The organism is Aquimarina hainanensis (assembly GCF_042684685.1).
GTDB lineage: Bacteria > Bacteroidota > Bacteroidia > Flavobacteriales > Flavobacteriaceae > Aquimarina > Aquimarina hainanensis.
This window is the reverse complement of record NZ_JBHULX010000045.1, coordinates 41,354-60,849: the sequence shown is the minus strand read 5'-3', so window position 1 is coordinate 60,849 and position 19,496 is coordinate 41,354. Positions and strand designations below refer to the sequence as shown.

Here is a 19,496-nt window from a genome sequence, read left to right as displayed (position 1 = left end):
AAATGCTGTTACTGTTTAGTTTTCAGACTCTTCTGCTTTTTTTATAGAGATACTTAGCTCGTTGCTGTCATCTTCCAGATCCATAAAAATAGCATCTCCTTCTTGCAACTTAGAAGTAATGATTTCTTCTGCAAGTGCATCTTCTATGTATTTCTGAATCGCTCTTTTCAGAGGTCTCGCTCCATACTGTTGGTCAAACCCTTTGTCAGAAATATAGTCTTTTGCTTTCTCACTAAGTGAAAGGTTGTATCCAAGGTTTTTAATTCTGGAGTATAGTTTCTTAAGCTCGATGTCTATAATCTTATGGATATCTTCTCTTTCAAGTGCATTAAAGACAATAACATCATCTACCCTGTTTAAGAACTCAGGAGCAAATGCTTTTTTCAAGGCACTTTCAATAATCCCTTTAGCGTGTTCGTCAGACTGCGATTTTTTAGCAGAAGTTCCGAAACCTACTCCCTGTCCGAAATCCTTAAGTTTACGAGCACCTATATTAGACGTCATAATGATAATAGTATTCCTGAAGTCTATTTTTCTTCCCAGACTATCTGTAAGATACCCGTCATCTAATACCTGAAGCATCATATTGAATACATCTGGATGTGCTTTCTCTATCTCATCTAATAAGACTACTGAATATGGCTTTCGTCTTACTTTTTCAGTCAGTTGTCCTCCTTCTTCGTATCCTACGTATCCTGGAGGGGCTCCAATTAATCGGGATACAGCAAATTTTTCCATGTATTCACTCATGTCTACACGGATTAAGGTGTCTTCGCTATCGAATAATTCTTTAGCGAGAACCTTTGCTAACTGAGTTTTTCCAACTCCGGTTTGTCCTAGGAAAATAAAAGAACCGATAGGTTTATTCGGGTCTTTTAACCCAGCTCTGTTTCTCTGAATTGCTTTTACAACTTTGTTAACAGCCTCATCTTGCCCAATAACTTTACCTTTAATTAAATTTGGTAATTCGGCTAGCTTGTTACTCTCTGTTTGTGCAATACGATTTACCGGGATTCCAGTCATCATAGATACTACATCAGCTACGTTTTCTTCATCAACTGTCTCTTTGTGTAGTTTAGATTCCTTTTCCCATTGTTCCTGTGCAATACCTAGTTCTTTTTCCAGGTTTTTCTCATCATCTCTCAGCTTGGCAGCTTCTTCGTATTTTTGCTTTTTAACAACGCTGTTTTTTAATTCTTTAACCTCTTCCAGTTTTTTCTCGAGATCTAGAATCTTTTTAGGAACATCAATATTAGTAATATGAACTCTTGATCCAGCTTCGTCTAAAGCATCAATTGCTTTGTCCGGAAGAAAACGATCGGTCATATATCTATTCGTTAATTTTACACAAGCTTCAATTGCTTCAGGAGTATAATTAACGTTGTGATGTTCTTCGTATTTTTCTTTGATGTTGTTTAGGATTTCTATCGTTTCTTCGATATTAGTAGGTTCTACTATTACCTTTTGGAAACGTCTTTCCAAAGCCCCATCTTTTTCTATATATTGTCTGTATTCGTCTAGTGTAGTTGCTCCAATGCATTGTATTTCTCCTCTGGCTAAGGCAGGTTTGAACATATTTGAAGCATCAAGGCTTCCGGTTGCTCCACCAGCTCCAACAATGGTATGGATTTCATCAATAAAAAGAATAATGTCATCATTCTTTTCCAGTTCATTCATAACTGCTTTCATTCGCTCTTCGAACTGACCTCTGTATTTGGTTCCGGCAACTAAGCTGGCTAGATCTAAAGTTACAACCCGTTTGTCAAATAAGATACGTGACACTTTACGTTTTACAATGCGAAGGGCTAGTCCTTCTGCGATAGCAGATTTACCAACTCCAGGTTCTCCTATTAATAAAGGGTTATTCTTTTTTCTTCTACTAAGAATTTGAGAAACACGCTCTATTTCTTTAGAACGACCAACAACAGGGTCGAGCTTTCCTTCTTCTGCCATAGCGGTAAGATCTCTACCAAAATTATCTAAAACCGGAGTTTTGGATTTTTTATTGGTTTTGGTTCCGCTTCCTGGAGAGTTGAATGGATTTTCTTTACTTCCTTCTCCTGCCATATTGTCGTCATCTTCAGAAAATGATTCTGCTTTAGGTCTCTCTTCGATGTATTCTTCTTCGTTTGTGATCATATACTTAAATTGGTCCTTAACGTTATCGTAATCAACTTTTAGTTTATTTAAGAGTTTGGTAGTTGGGTCATTTTCATTTCTTAAAATACACAATAACAGATGGGCAGTATTGATAGACGAGCTTTGAAAAAGCTTAGCTTCTAAAAAGGTGGTTTTTAAAGCGCGTTCTGCTTGTCTTGTAAGGTGTAGGTTTTTTTTCTCATTGAATGTGATTGTTACATTCGGATTAGCGGGGCTTAGAATTTCAACTTTTCTTCTAAGGTTGGTTAAGTCTATGTCCAAAGCATCGAGAATGCTTATCGCCTTTCCACTTCCGTCACGTAATAATCCCAACATAAGATGTTCTGTGCCTATGAAGTCATGACCTAAACGCAAAGCCTCTTCTTTGCTATAAGCAATCACATCTTTTACTCTAGGTGAAAAGTTATCATCCATAATTCAGTTTCTTTCTTTGTTATAACTAAAGTAATGATTTTTAAACAGACATCACAAAAGTTATTCCTTTTAATTATTTTAAAAATGTTTCTGGCTAATTATCACGATTTTGTCATGATGACAGCATGGAGATAATTATAAGGTGTCAGAAAATAGGTTTTATTCGATAAAGCTGTTGAATACAAGCTTTACGGGTAAATAGACAAAAAAAACTTTAATAATCAAAATCTATATTTGTAGACTTATTAACCATGTGGTATACGATAGTTGTTAATAAATTACCTATATTACAGTACGTATTGGCTGTTAAAACCGTCTTAATTTACTTAAATTAGCGCGTTGAATAAGTCAATTTAGAATAAAATAATTATTTATGGCTGAAGGAGAAAAGCTAATACCTATCAATATAGAAGACCAGATGAAGTCTGCGTACATCGATTATTCGATGTCTGTAATTGTGTCAAGAGCATTGCCAGATGTAAGAGATGGTCTTAAACCTGTACATAGACGTGTACTGTATGGTATGTATGAGTTAGGAGTTAGGGCAAATAGTGCTCATAAGAAATCCGCAAGAATTGTAGGAGAGGTATTGGGGAAATATCACCCGCATGGAGATTCATCGGTTTATGATACAATGGTAAGGATGGCTCAGGAATGGAGTCTTCGATATATGTTGGTTGATGGACAAGGAAACTTTGGATCTGTAGATGGAGATAGTCCGGCTGCAATGCGATATACGGAGGCGAGGATGCGTAAGATATCAGAAGATATGCTGGCAGATATTGAAAAAGATACTGTTGATCACGCATTTAATTTTGATGATACCTTACAAGAACCTACAGTATTACCGACCAGAGTTCCTGGTTTGCTTATTAATGGTGCTTCAGGGATTGCGGTAGGGATGGCTACTAATATGCCTCCTCATAATTTATCAGAAGTTGTTGATGGTACCATAGAGTATATCAATAATAATGATATTGAGATTGATGAATTGATACAGCATATAAAAGCTCCTGATTTTCCTACAGGAGGTATTATATATGGATATGACGGTGTAAGAGAAGCCTTCAAAACAGGAAAAGGTCGTGTTGTAATTCGCGGGAAAGCCAGTTTTGAAGAGGTGAATGGAAGAGAATGTATTATCGTTACAGAAATACCATATCAGGTAAACAAGGCAGAAATGATTAAAAAAACTGCTGATCTGGTTAATGATAAAAAAATTGATGGTATTTCGTCGATTCGCGATGAATCGGATAGAAAAGGAATGCGAATTGTGTATATATTAAAGAAAGATGCAATTCCTAATATTGTCCTTAATTTATTATATAAATATACAGCGCTACAATCATCTTTTAGTGTTAATAATATAGCCCTGGTTAATGGGCGTCCAAAACTATTGAATGTCAAAGAGATGATTCATCATTTTGTTGATCACAGACATGAAGTAGTAATAAGGAGAACAAAATATGAGTTGAGAAAAGCAGAAGAACGGGCTCATATTTTAGAAGGATTAATCATTGCTTCTGATAATATAGATGAAGTAATAGCGTTAATCAGGTCATCATCCAATGCAGATGAAGCACGTGCAAAGCTTATCGAGCGATTTGGTCTAACAGAAATTCAGGCAAGGGCAATTGTAGAAATGCGATTGCGTCAGCTAACAGGACTGGAGCAAGATAAATTGAGAGCGGAGTTTGAAGAATTGATGAAAACAATCGAAGATCTTAAAGATATCTTAGCGACAGAAAGTCGTAGAATGGATATCATTAAAGAAGAACTGATTGAAGTAAAAGAAAAGTATGGAGATGGACGTAGATCTCAGATAGAATATGCCGGTGGAGATCTTAGTATAGAAGATATGATTCCGGATGAAAAAGTGGTAATCACAATTTCTCATGCTGGATATATCAAGAGAACTTCTCTTAATGAATACAAACGACAAAATAGAGGAGGAGTAGGGCAGAAAGGAAGTACGACTAGAAATGAAGATTTCTTAGAGCACCTTTTTGTAGGAACAAATCATCAATATATGTTGTTCTTTACACAGAAAGGAAAATGTTTCTGGATGCGGGTATTCGAAATACCTGAAGGAAGTAAAACTTCTAAAGGTAGAGCAATTCAGAACCTTATTAATATTGATTCTGATGATAAGGTAAAGGCATTTATTTGTACGAAAGATCTAAAAGATGAAGAGTATATAAATTCTCATTTTGTGATCATGGCTACAAAAAAAGGACAAGTAAAGAAAACTTCTTTAGAACAGTATTCCAGACCAAGAACCAATGGAATTAATGCAATTACCATAAAAGAAGGGGATGAATTGCTGGAAGCAAAGCTGACTAATGGAATGAGTCAGGTAATGTTGGCAGTTCGCTCTGGAAAAGCGATCCGATTCGAAGAAGAGAAAACAAGACCAATGGGACGTGGAGCATCTGGAGTAAGAGGAATTCGCTTAGCAGATGAAAATGATGAAGTAATTGGAATGGTCGCTGTAAACGATATGGATAGTAATATACTAGTAGTGTCGGAAAATGGATATGGAAAACGTTCTAAGTTAGAAGATTATAGAATTACAAACCGAGGAGGAAAAGGAGTGAAGACCATTTCTGTAACTGATAAAACAGGTAACTTGGTATCGATAAAAAATGTAACAGATGATGATGATTTAATGATCATTAATAAATCAGGAATTGCTATTCGTTTAGAAGTAGAAGGATTAAGAGTGATGGGGCGTGCCACTCAAGGAGTGCGTTTGATCAACCTCAAAGGAAAAGATGCGATTGCAGCGGTAGCAAAAGTGATGCATGATGAGGAAGATGTAGACGATGAAAACGAAGAGCAGGAAGAAAATATTGAAAACAAAGAAAATGGCACGAATATTGATAGTGCAACTGAGTAATTTACTAAAACTAAATCCCATAAAAAGAAAGAAAATGAAAAATAAACTTATTGTAGCGTATTTTTTAGCGATTGGAGCAGTAGGGTTTGCGCAAAAGCAAGAATTGAAAGAAGCGACCAAAGCTATTAAATCGGGTAATTTAGAAGCTGCTAGTCAAGCTTTAAAATCTGCAGAAGGATTGATAGAAGCTGCAGCTGATAAGTACAAAGCGCAATACTATTTGTTAAAGGGGCAAGTTGCTTCGGCAACAGCTAATGGGGCTTTGGAAAAAATTGAAAGTGCAGCAAATGCATATAACAAAGCAATGGAAATTGAGAAAGCATCAGGAAGTAGTAAGTATACTCCTGTAGCTAATGAAGCATTGGTTAAATTGCGTCAAGCCTTAATCGAAAATGCGATTAAAGATCAAAATGCAAAAGATCATTCGGCTGCTGCAAAAAAATTGTATTTAGGGTTTAAAACTAATCCGGCAGATACATTATACCTATATTATGCTGCTTCTAATGCTGTGAATGCAAAAGAATATGATACAGCATTAACGTATTATAACAAATTAATAGACCTTAATTTTACAGGAATTCAGACACAATATGTAGCTACAAATAAGAAAACAGGAAAAGAAGAAGCATTTCCTGCTAAGAATATGCGAGATATTTCTGTAAAAACAGGAGACTTTATTAATCCTAAGACGAAAAAAACTGATTCAAAAAGAGGAGAAATTGCAAAAAATATCGTTTTGATTTATGTAAGTCAGGGGAAGAATGAAGAAGCAATGCAGGCAATGGCAAATGCGAAGAAAGAAAACCCTAATGATGCTTCTTTGATGCAGGCAGAAGCTGACATGTACTACAAGTTAGGAGATGTAGCGAAGTATAAGTCGATCATGGAAGAAATCGTTAAAAATGACCCTGAAAACCCAGACTTATTCTATAACCTAGGGGTGAGCGCTTCTAGATTAGGAGATAATGATAAGGCTGTTGAGTACTATAAAAAAGCAATTGACTTAAAACCAGGATACGAAGCAGCGCAAGTTAATGTTGCAGCTGTAATTCTAGGGAAAGAGAAGAAAATTGTTGATGAAATGAACGGGTTAGGTACTTCTAGTAAAGATTATAAGAGATATGAAGTGCTTAAGAAACAAAGAGAGGATGTGTATAGAGAAGCTGTTCCTTACCTAGAGGGAGCGCTAAAGGCAAATCCTGATAATGTAGAGGCATTACGTACATTAATGAATATTTTCTATCAATTGGATGATCCAAAGGCTGATGAGTTAAAAACCAAACTTAAAGCATTGGAAGGAGGAAACTAATTCATAGTAACATACGAATAAAAAAAAGCCGGAATTAATCCGGCTTTTTTTATTCGTATACTTATATTATTAAATAAATCTAAATAAAAATAGATTTAATGTTAAAAAAGTTAAAAACAATTGGGGTGCGTTAAACTTCTGTTTAAATTTAATGATAGTTCGAACTACTAATAAATCATTTATTCACCTAATAAATAACTCTTAAAACATGAAAAATATAGTTACCGCTATATGCATCCTTATTGGATGTGTAGTAGGGCACGCTCAGATCAGCCAAGGAGGAAAACCAGCTTTCTCCGATGAATCCTTCGGGAAATCTTCGTCAGTCCCTTTAGAAATATTACCATCTGTAAATGTTTCTAAACTGTTAAAGGAAGATCAAAAGGAAAAAGAAGAAGGATTGCCTATGCGCTTTGCCTATGCACATGATGTAAATTTTACGCCTGCTAATTCAGGAAAATGGTATACAAAATCTAATGGTGATAAGTATTGGGTTTTGGAAATAACTTCTAAGGGAGCACATTCTCTAAACCTTACATTTTCTAAGTTTCATTTAGAAAAAGGGGCTCAATTATTCATATATAACCCACAAAAAACAGATGTAAAAGGAGCTTTTACGGAGTTTAATAATAAAGTTTCTGGTAGACTAGGAACGGCTCCTGTTCAGGGAGATAGGGTTGTTGTCGAATACTTTCAGCCTTCATCTGTAAAAGGGATGCCACAACTGGCAATAGAAACAGTAGCACATGATTATAAAAATGTATATGGTTTAGCCAAGGCATTTGGAGATTCAGGATCATGTAATAATAATGTGGCGTGTGCAGAAGGTGATCCATGGAGAGACCAGATTAGATCAGTAGCAATGATCATGTTGGCTAATGGAGCCAGAATATGTACAGGAGCCTTAATTAATAATGCAGCTAATGATGGAACACCTTATTTTTTAACAGCGAACCACTGTACAGGTTCAGATGTTACAAATTGGGTTTTTGTATTTAACTATGAATCTCCAGGATGTACAAATGTTGATGGATCAACTAGTCAATCTATTTCTGGGTCTCAATTAATGAACAAAGGGTCAAACTCTGATTATGCTTTATTAAAACTTTCAGCAGCACCACCTTCTAGCTATAATGTGTATTATTCTGGATGGGATGCTACCGGAGCTGCTCCCTCTAATACCACGGGAATTCACCATCCAAGTGGAGATATCAAAAAAATATCTTTTGATTATGAAGCAGCTACAGTTTCTGCTTATTTAGGAGGTGCTGGAACTACACATTGGGAGGTTAGTGACTGGAATGATGGAACTACAGAGCCAGGGTCTTCCGGATCGCCATTGTTTGATCATAACCAAAGAATTATTGGACAACTGCATGGAGGATATGCAGCTTGTGGAAATGATAGAGGAGATTGGTACGGTCGTTTATCGGTTAGTTATCCTAATATATGCGAATGGTTAGCACCAGGATGCCAAACCAAAACAGTTAATGGATATGATCCTTCTGGAGGAGGAGGGGAAGATACAGAAGCTCCGACGACACCTTCTCAATTAAGAGCCTCTAATGTATCTAATACATCATTAACGCTATCATGGAATGCGTCTACAGATAATGTAGGAGTAACGGCATATGAAATATTTCAGGATAACCTTCAGGTTACTTCAGTAGCAGGAACTTCTGTAGAAATAACAAATTTAACAGCTAATACTACTTATAGTTTTAAGATAAGAGCTAGGGATGCTGCCGGGAATCAATCTCAATTTAGCGCAGCTGTAGAAGCCACTACTACAGATACCGGTGGAGGTATTTGCGATGGAGTTGCTCCTTGGGACTTTAGAGCTACCTATGAAGAAGGAGATCGAGTAGTCTTTAGCGGACGATTGTATGAACGCAAAAATTCTAGATGGAATTTTATAGGATTCTGTGATAGAAATAGAACTGTTCCTGCTATATCAGGGATTCAATTACAGGAAAACCCTGTTAAAAACAATACGCTACGTCTTCAATTACATGAAAAAAGCAATATGCCATATCAGATAATGGACATGAAAGGAAGAGTAAAACTTTCAGGAGTATTGTCATCAGAAGTACCTGTACAGTCATTAAAGAAAGGAATGTATATTCTTAAAGTTAGAAATGGAGAAGAGGCAACGATTATACGTTTTGTAAAACAGTAAATCGTCATCTTCAATATATTTAAAAAAAAGAAAGCGGAGCTAGCAAATAGCTCCGCTTTTGTTTATTGTGCTTTTTTTAGCTCAAACAATTGCATATTACTTTGGAGGCGTTCTTTTACCAGGTTCATCATTCGCTTGTTTAAAGCTGAAGAATTCTTGATGTAAGTTGCATACTCCTCTGCAGTAAATAAACCAATCACCATGCCTTTGAGGCTGTTTCTGAATTTGGTGTCTTTTTGAATAGCATTCTCAATATATCTTATCTTGTTTTCTGGAGATAAATCGTAGAAAGTATTTTTTCTCTTTTTTATATAGTTTTTAAAAACCGCTATAAATAAATCGTTTTGAAGTTTGATAATAGGTCTTACGGTCTTGTTTTGGAATAATTCATCACTAGTCATATTTTTAGAGATATGAGAGTTCAGAATTAACGGACGAATTTTTAGTAAATCTTTTTCTCTGTTTTCCATAATAAAGAGTGTTTCTTAAAAATACTTAAATGTTTGGGAAGTGTTACAAGTTGATTTGTTGAGTTTTGCACTTTTTATAAACATTTAAAAAGAGAGAATAATTAATAAACATTTGATTACAATTTGATAAAATAAAACAATATTTTTATCGTCTGGGTTCTATATAAGAAATAAAATAACCGGGAGGGAAAAAAGAAAGAAATAGCAATGAGTATTAGAGTTCTCTTCATAAAAAAAATAATTGTAAAAACAGATGAAATTCGGAAAAGTTGAGCGTCCGGAGTTAATAGATTTTTCATTGCCTCTGGATCATACAGATACAGCATCGGTATTAAACTCCACAAAAACGACAGCTCCATTGTCACTTTATATAGGATGTGCAAAGTGGAATAAACAAGATTTAAAAGGGTTTTATCCACGAGGGACTAAAGATGAATTGGTGTATTATGCTAATCAATTTAATTGCATCGAATTAAATGCAACATTCTATCGGATTTTTCCGGAGGACCAGTTTAAGAAATGGTATCATAAAACACCTGAAGGTTTTAAGTTTTTTCCAAAACTGGTACAGAATGTATCGCATCTAAAAAGATTGAATGAAGAGGTGCATCCTTATGTAGATAGCTATTTGGCTAATGTTATTCATCTGAAAGAAAAGCTAGGTACGATTTTTTTACAGATGCATAGCAACTTTGCACCGAAAGACTTTGATAGAGTTATACGTTTTGTAGAAAGATGGCCAAAAGAAATAAGGTTGGCAATAGAGTTTAGGCATACAGATTGGTACAATGAAAATAGTATAGCAACAGAATTAGCTTCTTTGTTGTCAGAAAATAACATTACTAACGTATTGACGGATACAGCGGGGAGAAGAGATTTATTACATATGCGATTAACTACTAATGAGGCATTTATTCGTTATGTAGGAGCTAATCACGAATCTGATTATAGCAGATTGGATGCTTGGGTAGAACGTCTGATAAAATGGAAAAATGAAGGACTCCGCAATATTCATTTTTTTGTACATCAAAACATAGAAGAAGAATCACCTTTATTATCTAAGTATTTTATAGAGAAGATGAATGCTTCTTTAGGAACAAGCCTGAAACTACCTGGAGAAAACCCTAATGAGTTAAGCTTATTTTAATTTATTTTACGGTTTTACAGTAGTTAAAATAAGTTTTTTTTATGGTGTAAGCCTGTTTTTTAAGGGATAAAATTGCATTTAATCGTACAAAAGTGTATTTTAACGATGGTTTTGTGCATTTCGACGACAGATAACGAAAGTATTTGTTTTTATGCAGTTACTTTGTAGTGTATCAAAATTATTGTAATCAACTTAATTCCAGCCGCCATGAAAAAAGTTTTATATATCCTACCGTTCGCATTGTTAGTTTTTTCTTACACTACTCTAATTGCCCAAACATCTCTAGAAAATGACGAGCATATTCATCATGTACACGAATTGCATGAAGTGAAAAATGACACATGTAATGCAAAAAAAGTATGCGCTTATAGTTCTGAAATTGTTAATGTGATAGTAATTGACTCTTTGAAAACGAATGCATTATCAATGATTGATATTTTGTCTTCTGATGAAAATTCGGATGTAAATTGCTCAGCAGGTTTCTGTATGACTAAATCGCATAACCATAAAAGAGGATTAACAACCAAAAAGCAATTGTTTCACTATTTTATTAATATTAGTTGTTAATACCAGATTGTTGTTGAAATTGTTTTTTATTCCGATAGAATTATAATCCAATAATTATTTCAGTTATTTTTGTCGCCTAAACAAGGCATACCATGAAATTTTCTGATTTAGGAGTTCCTAAAAATATAAATAAAGGATTAAAAGAAATGGGGATTGTTACTCCCACAAAAATCCAGGAAAAATCGATTCCTCTTTTAATACACGATTCGATTGATTTTATAGGGAAAGCACAAACAGGAACAGGAAAAACTGCTGCTTTTGGCGTTCCTTTGCTATCCAAAATAAACCCTCAAAAAAAAGAAGTTCAGGCCTTGATATTATCTCCTACAAGAGAGCTTGGACAACAAATAGCAAAACAGCTGTTTAAATTTACAAAGTATACTGATAAAATTTTTGTAGAATCTGTCTATGGAGGAGAAAAAATAGAAAGACAAATTTCCAGAGTACTACGCCCTACACATATCATAGTAGCTACTCCAGGACGATTGATCGATTTGATTGATCGTGATGTAGTTGATATTTCAAAAGTCAAAACCATTGTAATGGATGAAGCGGATGAAATGTTGAGTATGGGGTTTAAAAAAGAGTTAACTGCTATATTGTCCAAAACGAAAGGAAAACGAAATATTTGGTTGTTTTCAGCAACCATTCCCGCTTCGCTAAATGATATTATCAATACTTATGTACGAAAAGATGCTACAAGAATAACAATAGACAAAGAAGATGCTGTAAATAAAGATATAGAGCATCATTTTGTGGTTGGAGAAGAAGTGAATAAATTAGATACGTTGACTTACTTCTTGAAGTCCCAGAAACAAGAGCGTGGAATTATTTTTACCAGAACTAAAGTTGCTGCACGAACACTTTCCAAACAACTCAAAGCTAAAAATTATGAAGTAGGGTTGTTAGAGGGAGAGATGACACAAAAGGACAGAGATAAAGTAATGAGAGGGTTTAAAAATGAATCCTTGCAATTGTTGGTGTCAACTGATGTGGCAGCCAGGGGAATTGATGTTGCTAATTTAGCTTTTGTCGTGCACTACCAACTTCCCGATCAAACAGAATACTATACTCATCGTAGTGGCAGAACAGGAAGAGCAGGAAATAAAGGGCTTTCTTTGGTGCTAATTAACAGGCAGGAAGTAAAATATTTGCGGAATCTGGAAAAAGAATTGGGAATACATTTTAGTCAGGTTCGATAGTTTTTGTGATTAGTTTAAGATGAAATGATAAAATTTTATTAATAAAATTTTATCATTTGACGATATTGAGCTCTAACATTTTTTTTGTTATTTAGTTGTTTATTATACCAATAATCAACTTCATGCAATTATTAGATTATCTAAAAGATAAAAAGGCGGATGCAGCTTTCCATATTGCGCAATCTTTGGCAAAAGAATATTACAATGATACGTATAATGCAGCGCATATTTTAAAAGCATTACTTCATAAAGATGTAGGCTTACGGGATTTTTTTAAGCAGATAGATGGGGATATCTATTATATAGAAGAATGGGCTGAAGTTAGAATTGAAGCACTCCCAAGAGTGACTTCTATTCCGGATGAATTATACGGTGATAAATCAGTAGATTCGGTTTTATTAGAAGCAGATACCATAAAGCTAAAATTAGGAGAAGATACTATTACACCTCTGGGACTTTTGATTTCTATTTGTACTCCTGGGGTTGGATTTTCTTATGAACAACTAAAGACTCTTCCCTTAAAATCAGAAGATCTACTTATTGCTGCTGGACAAAGTGGAAAGAGTGTACAAGGAACAAAAACGGTTAGAACACATCAGACCAAAGATGGAAAAAATATAGATGTAAGTGTTTTAGAGCAGTTTTGTGTTGATAAAACATTAGAAGCTCAAAACAATGGATTGGAAGATGTCTTTGGAAGAGATGCTGAAATAAAAATGATTACAGAAATATTAGGAAGAAGATCAAAACCTAATGTATTAATTACCGGAGAATCAGGAGTAGGAAAAACAGTCTTGCTAGACGGTTTTGCTAATGAAGTGGTAAACGGAACTGTACCTGAAATTTTGAAACATGCTCAGATCTATGAGCTTGATTTTATTAATATGGTTTCTGGAGCCAGTTATAAGAGTGAAGTAGAAGATCGTTTCAAAAAAATACTGACAGCTATTAAGCAGTTTGATAAACCAATTCTACTGATCGATGAGCTCAATAATCTGACAGATAAAAATAATGGGAACCAAGGATTGGTTAATATTCTTAAATCTGAATTAGCAAAAGGAGAAGTTACGTTTATTGCAACTGTAACAAATGATGCTTTTAGAAAACATATAGAAGTAGATGAAGGACTGTCCAGACGATTTGAAAATGTAGATTTAGAAGAACCAGGAGAAAAAGAAGCGCTAAAAATGATTTCGAATACAATTGAAAAATATAGAGCTCATCACGATCTGGAAGTTTCTGATCATACCATAGAAGAAGCAATACGATTGGCTAAGCGATTCAGTAAAGATAGAAGCCTACCGGATTCAGCTATAGATTTGATAGATAGGACAATGTCAGCTACCAGGTATATGCTGGGGACTACTGTCGCTCAAATAGCATTGGTAAAAGAAAGTCTGGAAGTGATTGAAGCTAGTGAAGGAGATGAGCTGAAAAAGGTAGAAGAAAGCAAGTGGCTGTTTGATGATTTAAAAAATAAATTTAGTTATTTGTTGTTCAGTGAACTGATAGAGGAAGACACCTTGCTAAAAGGAGAAAGTTTTGCAGAAAACAAATCTCATATTTTGACTGTTCTAAATAAATTTGAAGCAAGTGCAGCGGCAGAGAACAGGGAGATTAACAAAAATGATGTTTCGGCGACGATTGCTAATAAGACAGGTATTCCGGTAGGTAAATTACAAGCAGATGAGAAAGAGCGTTTGTTGCAGATGGAAGAGCTGTTAAAAAAACGAGTAATAGGGCAAGACCATGCAGTAAAGATAATTACAGACTCTATTTTAGAATCTAGATCAGGATTAAGTAAGCCGGGATTACCGATTGGTTCTTTCTTCTTTACAGGGCCTACAGGGACAGGAAAGACAGAATTAGCTAAATCACTGGCAGAATTTTTATTTCAAACAGAAGAAGCGATTATTCGTTTTGATATGTCTGAATTTAAAGAAGAGCATTCTGCAGCCTTGTTATATGGAGCGCCTCCGGGATATGTAGGATATGAAGAAGGAGGAATGTTAGTCAATAAAATTAGACAGAAACCATATTCTATTGTGCTGTTTGATGAAATAGAAAAAGCACATCCCTCGGTATTTGATATTTTTTTGCAGATATTAGATGAAGGAAAATTAAATGACAGATTAGGGAAAACAGGAGATTTCTCGAATGCAGTGATTTTATTTACCTCAAATATAGGAAGTGATCATGTTGTAAAATCTTTTGAAGATGAGGTGATTCCAAAATCATCAGACTTATTAGAAATTATGTCCAGGCATTTCAGGCCAGAGTTTTTGGGGAGGTTAACAGAAATTATTCCTTTTGCACCGATAACCAAAGAGAATGTAGTGAAGATATTTAATATTCAGTTAAAAGATTTACACAAAGCATTGGGGAAACAGGAAATAACATTGGAGCTGACAGAGAAAGCACAAGAATACTTAGCGCTTAAAGGGTTTACCCCTAAGTATGGAGCAAGACCATTGCGTGGAATAATAAGAACAGAATTAAGAGCCCCTCTTTCCAGAATGCTGATTACCGGAAAAATAGGGAAGGGAGCAAAAGTTCATTTAGATGTAGAACAAGAAAAGTTAACGTGGAAATATGATTAAATTAGTTTCCAGTAATAAAATTAGTATATTTAACATTCACAATCATTTATTAAGAGTACTATGAGTAATACGTATGGATTAGGAGGCACTGAAGTAAAAACAGATGCAGCAGAGGCAATACAGGAAATTGGACAAAACAAAACTTTGTTAGTACAAAAATTGACACAAGATCAGCCGATTAAACCAAAGGTTGTAAGTGGACTAACAAATGTGGAATCAGTTTTTGAACACTATAAGCCAGAAGTAGAAGTTGAATTCGAAGATGCAGATGGGGTAGAAACCAAAGAAACCCTTCGATTTAATAACCTGGGTGATTTCGGTAAAAAAGGAATAACGAATCAGAGTAAGTTTATCAATGACCTTGATACGGAAAAGGATCAATATCTAAAGATTGTGAAGCAATTAAAATCGAATAAGATATTAAAAAGCGCTTTGGCAGACCCTGATGCGAAGCAAGCACTTATTCGTTCAATTCAATCGTTAATAGCAGAATTACAACAAGGTTAAAAAAGAAATCATGGCAGAAGCAAAACAAGCGCAACAAAATATAAATATAGAGAACCCGGCAAAGGAGTTAAAGATAAACGAAGAAAAGCTGGCTAAGTATGGAGGATTTGATTTATTAGAGGCTTGTATCGATAATGTGCAAAACCTGAATCCAGAAAGAAAAGCAAGAAAGAAAATATTCCTTACGGAGTCTTCTAAGAAATTAGAAAGAGAAAAACTTCAGAAAACACTGGAGTTGTGGAATGATATTTTATCGATAGAAGGAGATATTCCTGCAATGGTTGAAGAGTCTGAAAAGAAATCAGAAATTGCTGGAAAATCACTAGAGAGAAACCTTGGTGCTGCTTTAGAGCAAACAAGAGAACTAGAACAGTCATATCGATCTGTTGCTCTGTTCTATAAAAATACAGACGAGAGCAAGATCAAAAATATCAATATTGTTAATGCTGAGTTAGAGCAGGTCAAAGATCTTGATAATACCCGCTTTATCGATGCTATTCAGGAAGAATTAGTACAGGGATATGATCGATTAGATCTGAGAGATAACTATGGGTTATTGGTGATTCCAGGGTACTTAGGTTCTAACAAGGTGGTAGAGAAATGGGCAAAAATAGCGCATGATAATAAAGTAATGTTGATAACGGATTTCGAACATTTGGATGAACCAGATGATGTGATGGAGTTGTTCGAAGCGGCTAATCTTACAGGAGGAGATAAATACCGTTCTAATGTTATTATGGCGTGTAACTGGTTAGTAGGAAGAGGAAAGCACGATGAGGTAGGAGAAGATGAAGATCTTTTTGTACCGCCATCTAGTGCATTGGCAGGTAAGATATATCAAACCTTAATGTCTCAGGTGACTGCAGGAAAGAAACACGGAGGTATTAATGAAGTAGATGGAGTGCGTTTTGATCTTAAAAAGAGTGAAATAGCACAATTAGAGAAGCAAGGATTGGTTCCTATGGTGAATGAGTATGGGAAAGTAATGGCTTTTTCTGCTAAGACACTATTTAATGGAGATAACCTTGGGCTACAAACATATTCTGTAGTTAGGGTGTTTGATTATGTTACTAAGGTGCTGATGGATTTTCTTAACAGAAGAGCGTTTGAGAACTTTAATGCTAGAACCAGAAAAGAATTAATGGGGCAGATTGTGAAATTTTTAGATAGTATTTCTGGTCCTGATAAATTGATTGAGGATTTTAAAGTAAAGCGTTTTGAGCAAGATCCGCAACAAAAAGATAGGGTATTTCTGGATATTCATATGAAACCATATTTCCCGGCTAAAAACTTTATGATAAAGATGGATGGTCAAAAAGGAGATGAAGGTACAGAGTGGGACTCTGATTATGAGCAGCAGTAATTAATTATATGATTCACTTTTAATAGTGAATAAAAATACAAAGAGCAATTGTTACTTCAGTGATAGTTGCTCTTTTCTTATTAAGAGACAGCTTTTAGCTTAGAGATGGTAGAGAGCAGTTTGTCAAAATTAACGGGTTTCGGGAAGTATTTATCAAAACCTATCTGTTTGAATTTTTTAATGTCTTCAGGCATGGCGTAAGCTGTAACAGCAAATACTGGAATCCCTTTGGTTATTTCCAGACATTTGATTTTTTCTAATAATTCGCAGCCATCCATCTGGTTAGCTCCTAGATTTATATCTACTAAAATTAAATCAAAATTTTCTTGAGATACCATTTCTAATGCATCGGGTCCATTTTCAGCTATTACTACTTTTGCTGTGTTTTTGGATAGCATTTTATGCATAACTATAGCATTGATTTTATTGTCTTCTACGTATAGTATGTTCATTTTTTAATGGGGATTAAAATAACGAATTCAGTTCCTTCGCCTAATTGACTTTTCACTTTTATTTTTCCTCCAAGTATTTCTATGTATCGTTTGGAAAGGCTTAATCCGATACCAGTGCCTTCGTACTTTCTGCTGAATCCAATGCTCTCCTGGACAAAAGGATCAAATATCTTTTTTTGATTCTTTTTGTTAATTCCAATACCGGTATCTTTTATAGCAATATAAATAAAATCTTTTAAAGATTTAGTATAAATAGAGATATCTATTCTACCTTCGCTGGTATATTTTATCGCATTGTGTATAATGTTATTCAATGCACTCCTAAAAAGACTTTCGTCTATAAAACTCACAGGAGATTCTTCACTGATTTTTATATCATATCCTAATTTTTTTGCTCGTGCCATATGTCTGTATTCTCTAAAAGAAGATTCTACAGCATAATTCACATCAACATTAGTATATGTGAGATTTTTTTTAATTGCGGCGGCTTCACTAAAATCTGATAGATTGTTTAATGTTTTTAGGAGTCGTTTTTTACTGGTTTCCATGTATTCCAGTAATTTTTCTTGCTCTTCGGGATCTGTTTCTTCTAGTAAAAGTTTGCTGATAGTCATAATTCCGTTAAGAGGAGTTCTGATTTCATGACTAAAATTAGAAAGGATATTAGATTTTAAGCTGCTTAATTCCTGTTCTTTGATATGGGCTTCTTTGGTGGCTAATTCTGCCAGCTTTCTTTCTGTAATATCTAAGAAGCTTATCAGAACAGAGTTTATAGTTTTTTTGTTTTCATAAATAGGAGTGTATTTAATTTCCAGCCATTGAATAGATCCTTTGTACGTAATGCGTTCGATTTCTTTCTTGATGTTTTTTCCCTTTAAGGCATTATTAAATTCATAAGCGAATGTATTTTTAAAGTTTAGAGGGGTGATATCGATAAAACGACATTTTTCTTTAATAGGATTAATATTAAAGCCTTTTTTTATAATTTCCAGAGAATTGTCATCAGCGAGCAGTATTTCTCCTTCAGGGTTTAATAAAATTGTATAGATAAAACCATTATTAACAATAGCCTTGAGTCTGTTTTGGTTTTCACGAATGATTTTTTTGTTTAATTTTTTCTGATGTACATCGATAAGATTCCCGATCATTCTTACCGTTTTTCCGTTTTTATCTTTTTTTCGATATCCGTGAATTTCATAATGCCGATATTCACCGGACGCATGTTTGAGGCGATATGCATTGTCATAGTAATATCCGTCTTGTTCTATATTCTTATGGTAGCGTTTTATGTATCCATCATAGTCATCCGGGTGGATCATTTCCCTATAAGTTTTTAAAGGAATAAAATCTTGTTCTAATGAGAGACCAAGCATTTTTTTGAAATCGTCGCCATAAAACACAGCCTCTTTGTCAATAATAAGATCAAAAACTCCGGATCGGATCCCTTTTAAGGCTAGTCGTTTTGTCTCTTCGTTGTATTTTAATTTTTCTATATAGGTTTTGCGCTCACTAATATCCGTGATACTGCCATTGATACTAATAACGATTCCTTTGTGAGAGATAGGCTCAGCAAGTACCCGAACCCACTTAATGTTCCCTTTTTTTGTTGTTATTTGTTCTGTAAAAGTGTAACACGTTTTATTGTTAACCAAGTCAGTAAGGTGCTCTTTTATTGTGTTTTGAACTTTTTCGGGATAATATGAAATGCTTTGATCGAGTGTTATTGTTGTGGTTTTTGGGAGGTCAAAAATGGCATAACATTCGGGAGACCATGTTAGTTTTTGTTTTTTTAGATCATAATTCCAAACTCCTGTTTTAAAATTTTTGATAGCACCTTTCTTGAATAAGTTATCACTTTCTTTGGTAATGTTTATTCCTGTAGCATATATGTAATCCTCATGAAACAAGAAGGAGAATTTTAAGTGGATAAGTCCTTCGTTTGATGGGAAACGAAGGGTTCTTTCTACTGGTTTTTTAGTTTCAGTCAGGAGTTTCATCACCTCATTGAAGGGGATGATATCATCGTCTATAAGTAGGTCGGCAAGTGCAGTGTTGTCTTTTTTGATCGGGGTAGATGATAACGAATTACAAATAGTATTATAATCAACAATAGCCCCTTTTTTGGTAAGTGTAAAAAGAAAAAGAAGCGAGGAGTTGAGAAGTTCTTTATGCTGTTTTTCGATAAAAATCATGGAGTTTAGATTGGTCTTTCTAAAGTTACAAAATG

General features: G+C 34.7%; 13 protein-coding genes. 9 read left to right on the top strand and 4 right to left on the bottom strand.

The genetic code is table 11. The annotated features are described in order from the left end of the window. Nucleotides 1-15 precede the first annotated feature (15 nt). The gene (locus tag ACFSTE_RS20840; RefSeq protein ID WP_176030697.1) at nt 16-2,574 is read right to left on the bottom strand and encodes an ATP-dependent Clp protease ATP-binding subunit; all 2,559 of its coding nucleotides are present in this window, start codon (nt 2,572-2,574) and stop codon (nt 16-18) included. Nucleotides 2,575-2,947: 373 nt separating this feature from the next. Between ACFSTE_RS20840 and gyrA the strand changes: the two genes are divergently transcribed. From gyrA to ACFSTE_RS20825, 3 genes are all read left to right on the top strand, one after another. Continuing rightward, nucleotides 2,948-5,473: a DNA gyrase subunit A gene (gene gyrA / locus ACFSTE_RS20835; protein WP_176030696.1), complete on the top strand. Its 2,526-nt coding sequence runs from the start codon at nt 2,948-2,950 to the stop codon at nt 5,471-5,473. A gap of 34 nt (nt 5,474-5,507) precedes the next feature. After that, a complete protein-coding gene (locus ACFSTE_RS20830) occupies nt 5,508-6,782 on the top strand; it encodes a tetratricopeptide repeat protein (RefSeq protein WP_176030695.1) in 1,275 nt (424 codons plus the stop codon). 208 nt (nt 6,783-6,990) lie between these two features. Then, a complete protein-coding gene (locus ACFSTE_RS20825) occupies nt 6,991-8,961 on the top strand; it encodes a fibronectin type III domain-containing protein (protein ID WP_176030694.1) in 1,971 nt (656 codons plus the stop codon). 62 nt (nt 8,962-9,023) lie between these two features. Here the strand turns inward: ACFSTE_RS20825 and ACFSTE_RS20820 are convergent, their stop codons facing one another. Continuing rightward, nucleotides 9,024-9,431 (bottom strand): glyoxalase, encoded by a 408-nt coding sequence (locus ACFSTE_RS20820; protein ID WP_176030693.1) that lies wholly within the window; start codon nt 9,429-9,431, stop codon nt 9,024-9,026. Nucleotides 9,432-9,684: 253 nt separating this feature from the next. Here ACFSTE_RS20820 and ACFSTE_RS20815 point away from each other — a divergent pair, with 253 nt between their 5' ends. From ACFSTE_RS20815 to ACFSTE_RS20790, 6 genes are all read left to right on the top strand, one after another. After that, entirely contained in the window at nt 9,685-10,578 is an 894-nt protein-coding gene (locus ACFSTE_RS20815; RefSeq protein WP_378254259.1) for a DUF72 domain-containing protein, read from the top strand. A 240-nt stretch (nt 10,579-10,818) separates the two neighbouring features. Further along, complete coding sequence (locus tag ACFSTE_RS20810; RefSeq protein WP_378254261.1) at nt 10,819-11,145, top strand: hypothetical protein; 327 nt, start codon at nt 10,819-10,821, stop codon at nt 11,143-11,145. Nucleotides 11,146-11,237: 92 nt separating this feature from the next. Then, nucleotides 11,238-12,347: a DEAD/DEAH box helicase gene (locus tag ACFSTE_RS20805; protein WP_176030690.1), complete on the top strand. Its 1,110-nt coding sequence runs from the start codon at nt 11,238-11,240 to the stop codon at nt 12,345-12,347. A 122-nt stretch (nt 12,348-12,469) separates the two neighbouring features. Then, the gene (locus ACFSTE_RS20800) at nt 12,470-14,947 is read left to right on the top strand and encodes an ATP-dependent Clp protease ATP-binding subunit (RefSeq protein ID WP_378254263.1); all 2,478 of its coding nucleotides are present in this window, start codon (nt 12,470-12,472) and stop codon (nt 14,945-14,947) included. A gap of 60 nt (nt 14,948-15,007) precedes the next feature. Further along, nucleotides 15,008-15,454, top strand: coding sequence for a hypothetical protein (locus ACFSTE_RS20795; RefSeq protein WP_176030688.1), 447 nt, complete (start codon nt 15,008-15,010; stop codon nt 15,452-15,454). A 10-nt stretch (nt 15,455-15,464) separates the two neighbouring features. Then, complete coding sequence (locus ACFSTE_RS20790) at nt 15,465-16,817, top strand: DUF5458 family protein (RefSeq protein ID WP_176030687.1); 1,353 nt, start codon at nt 15,465-15,467, stop codon at nt 16,815-16,817. An 80-nt stretch (nt 16,818-16,897) separates the two neighbouring features. Here ACFSTE_RS20790 and ACFSTE_RS20785 read toward each other — a convergent pair whose 3' ends face one another. Continuing rightward, nucleotides 16,898-17,269 (bottom strand): response regulator, encoded by a 372-nt coding sequence (locus ACFSTE_RS20785; RefSeq protein ID WP_378254265.1) that lies wholly within the window; start codon nt 17,267-17,269, stop codon nt 16,898-16,900. Continuing rightward, entirely contained in the window at nt 17,266-19,461 is a 2,196-nt protein-coding gene (locus ACFSTE_RS20780) for a PAS domain-containing sensor histidine kinase (protein WP_378254267.1), read from the bottom strand. The genes ACFSTE_RS20785 and ACFSTE_RS20780 overlap by 4 nt, the downstream gene beginning before the upstream one ends. Nucleotides 19,462-19,496 lie beyond the last annotated feature (35 nt).

What these genes read in the sequence shown, in the direction of transcription:
- ACFSTE_RS20840 (WP_176030697.1), bottom strand. Translation starts at nt 2,574, where the DNA reads ATGGATGATAACTTTTCACCTAGAGTAAAAGATGTGATTGCTTATAGC.
- gyrA (WP_176030696.1), top strand. Translation starts at nt 2,948, where the DNA reads ATGGCTGAAGGAGAAAAGCTAATACCTATCAATATAGAAGACCAGATG.
- ACFSTE_RS20830 (WP_176030695.1), top strand. Translation starts at nt 5,508, where the DNA reads ATGAAAAATAAACTTATTGTAGCGTATTTTTTAGCGATTGGAGCAGTA.
- ACFSTE_RS20825 (WP_176030694.1), top strand. Translation starts at nt 6,991, where the DNA reads ATGAAAAATATAGTTACCGCTATATGCATCCTTATTGGATGTGTAGTA.
- ACFSTE_RS20820 (WP_176030693.1), bottom strand. Translation starts at nt 9,431, where the DNA reads ATGGAAAACAGAGAAAAAGATTTACTAAAAATTCGTCCGTTAATTCTG.
- ACFSTE_RS20815 (WP_378254259.1), top strand. Translation starts at nt 9,685, where the DNA reads ATGAAATTCGGAAAAGTTGAGCGTCCGGAGTTAATAGATTTTTCATTG.
- ACFSTE_RS20805 (WP_176030690.1), top strand. Translation starts at nt 11,238, where the DNA reads ATGAAATTTTCTGATTTAGGAGTTCCTAAAAATATAAATAAAGGATTA.
- ACFSTE_RS20800 (WP_378254263.1), top strand. Translation starts at nt 12,470, where the DNA reads ATGCAATTATTAGATTATCTAAAAGATAAAAAGGCGGATGCAGCTTTC.
- ACFSTE_RS20795 (WP_176030688.1), top strand. Translation starts at nt 15,008, where the DNA reads ATGAGTAATACGTATGGATTAGGAGGCACTGAAGTAAAAACAGATGCA.
- ACFSTE_RS20790 (WP_176030687.1), top strand. Translation starts at nt 15,465, where the DNA reads ATGGCAGAAGCAAAACAAGCGCAACAAAATATAAATATAGAGAACCCG.
- ACFSTE_RS20785 (WP_378254265.1), bottom strand. Translation starts at nt 17,269, where the DNA reads ATGAACATACTATACGTAGAAGACAATAAAATCAATGCTATAGTTATG.
- ACFSTE_RS20780 (WP_378254267.1), bottom strand. Translation starts at nt 19,461, where the DNA reads ATGATTTTTATCGAAAAACAGCATAAAGAACTTCTCAACTCCTCGCTT.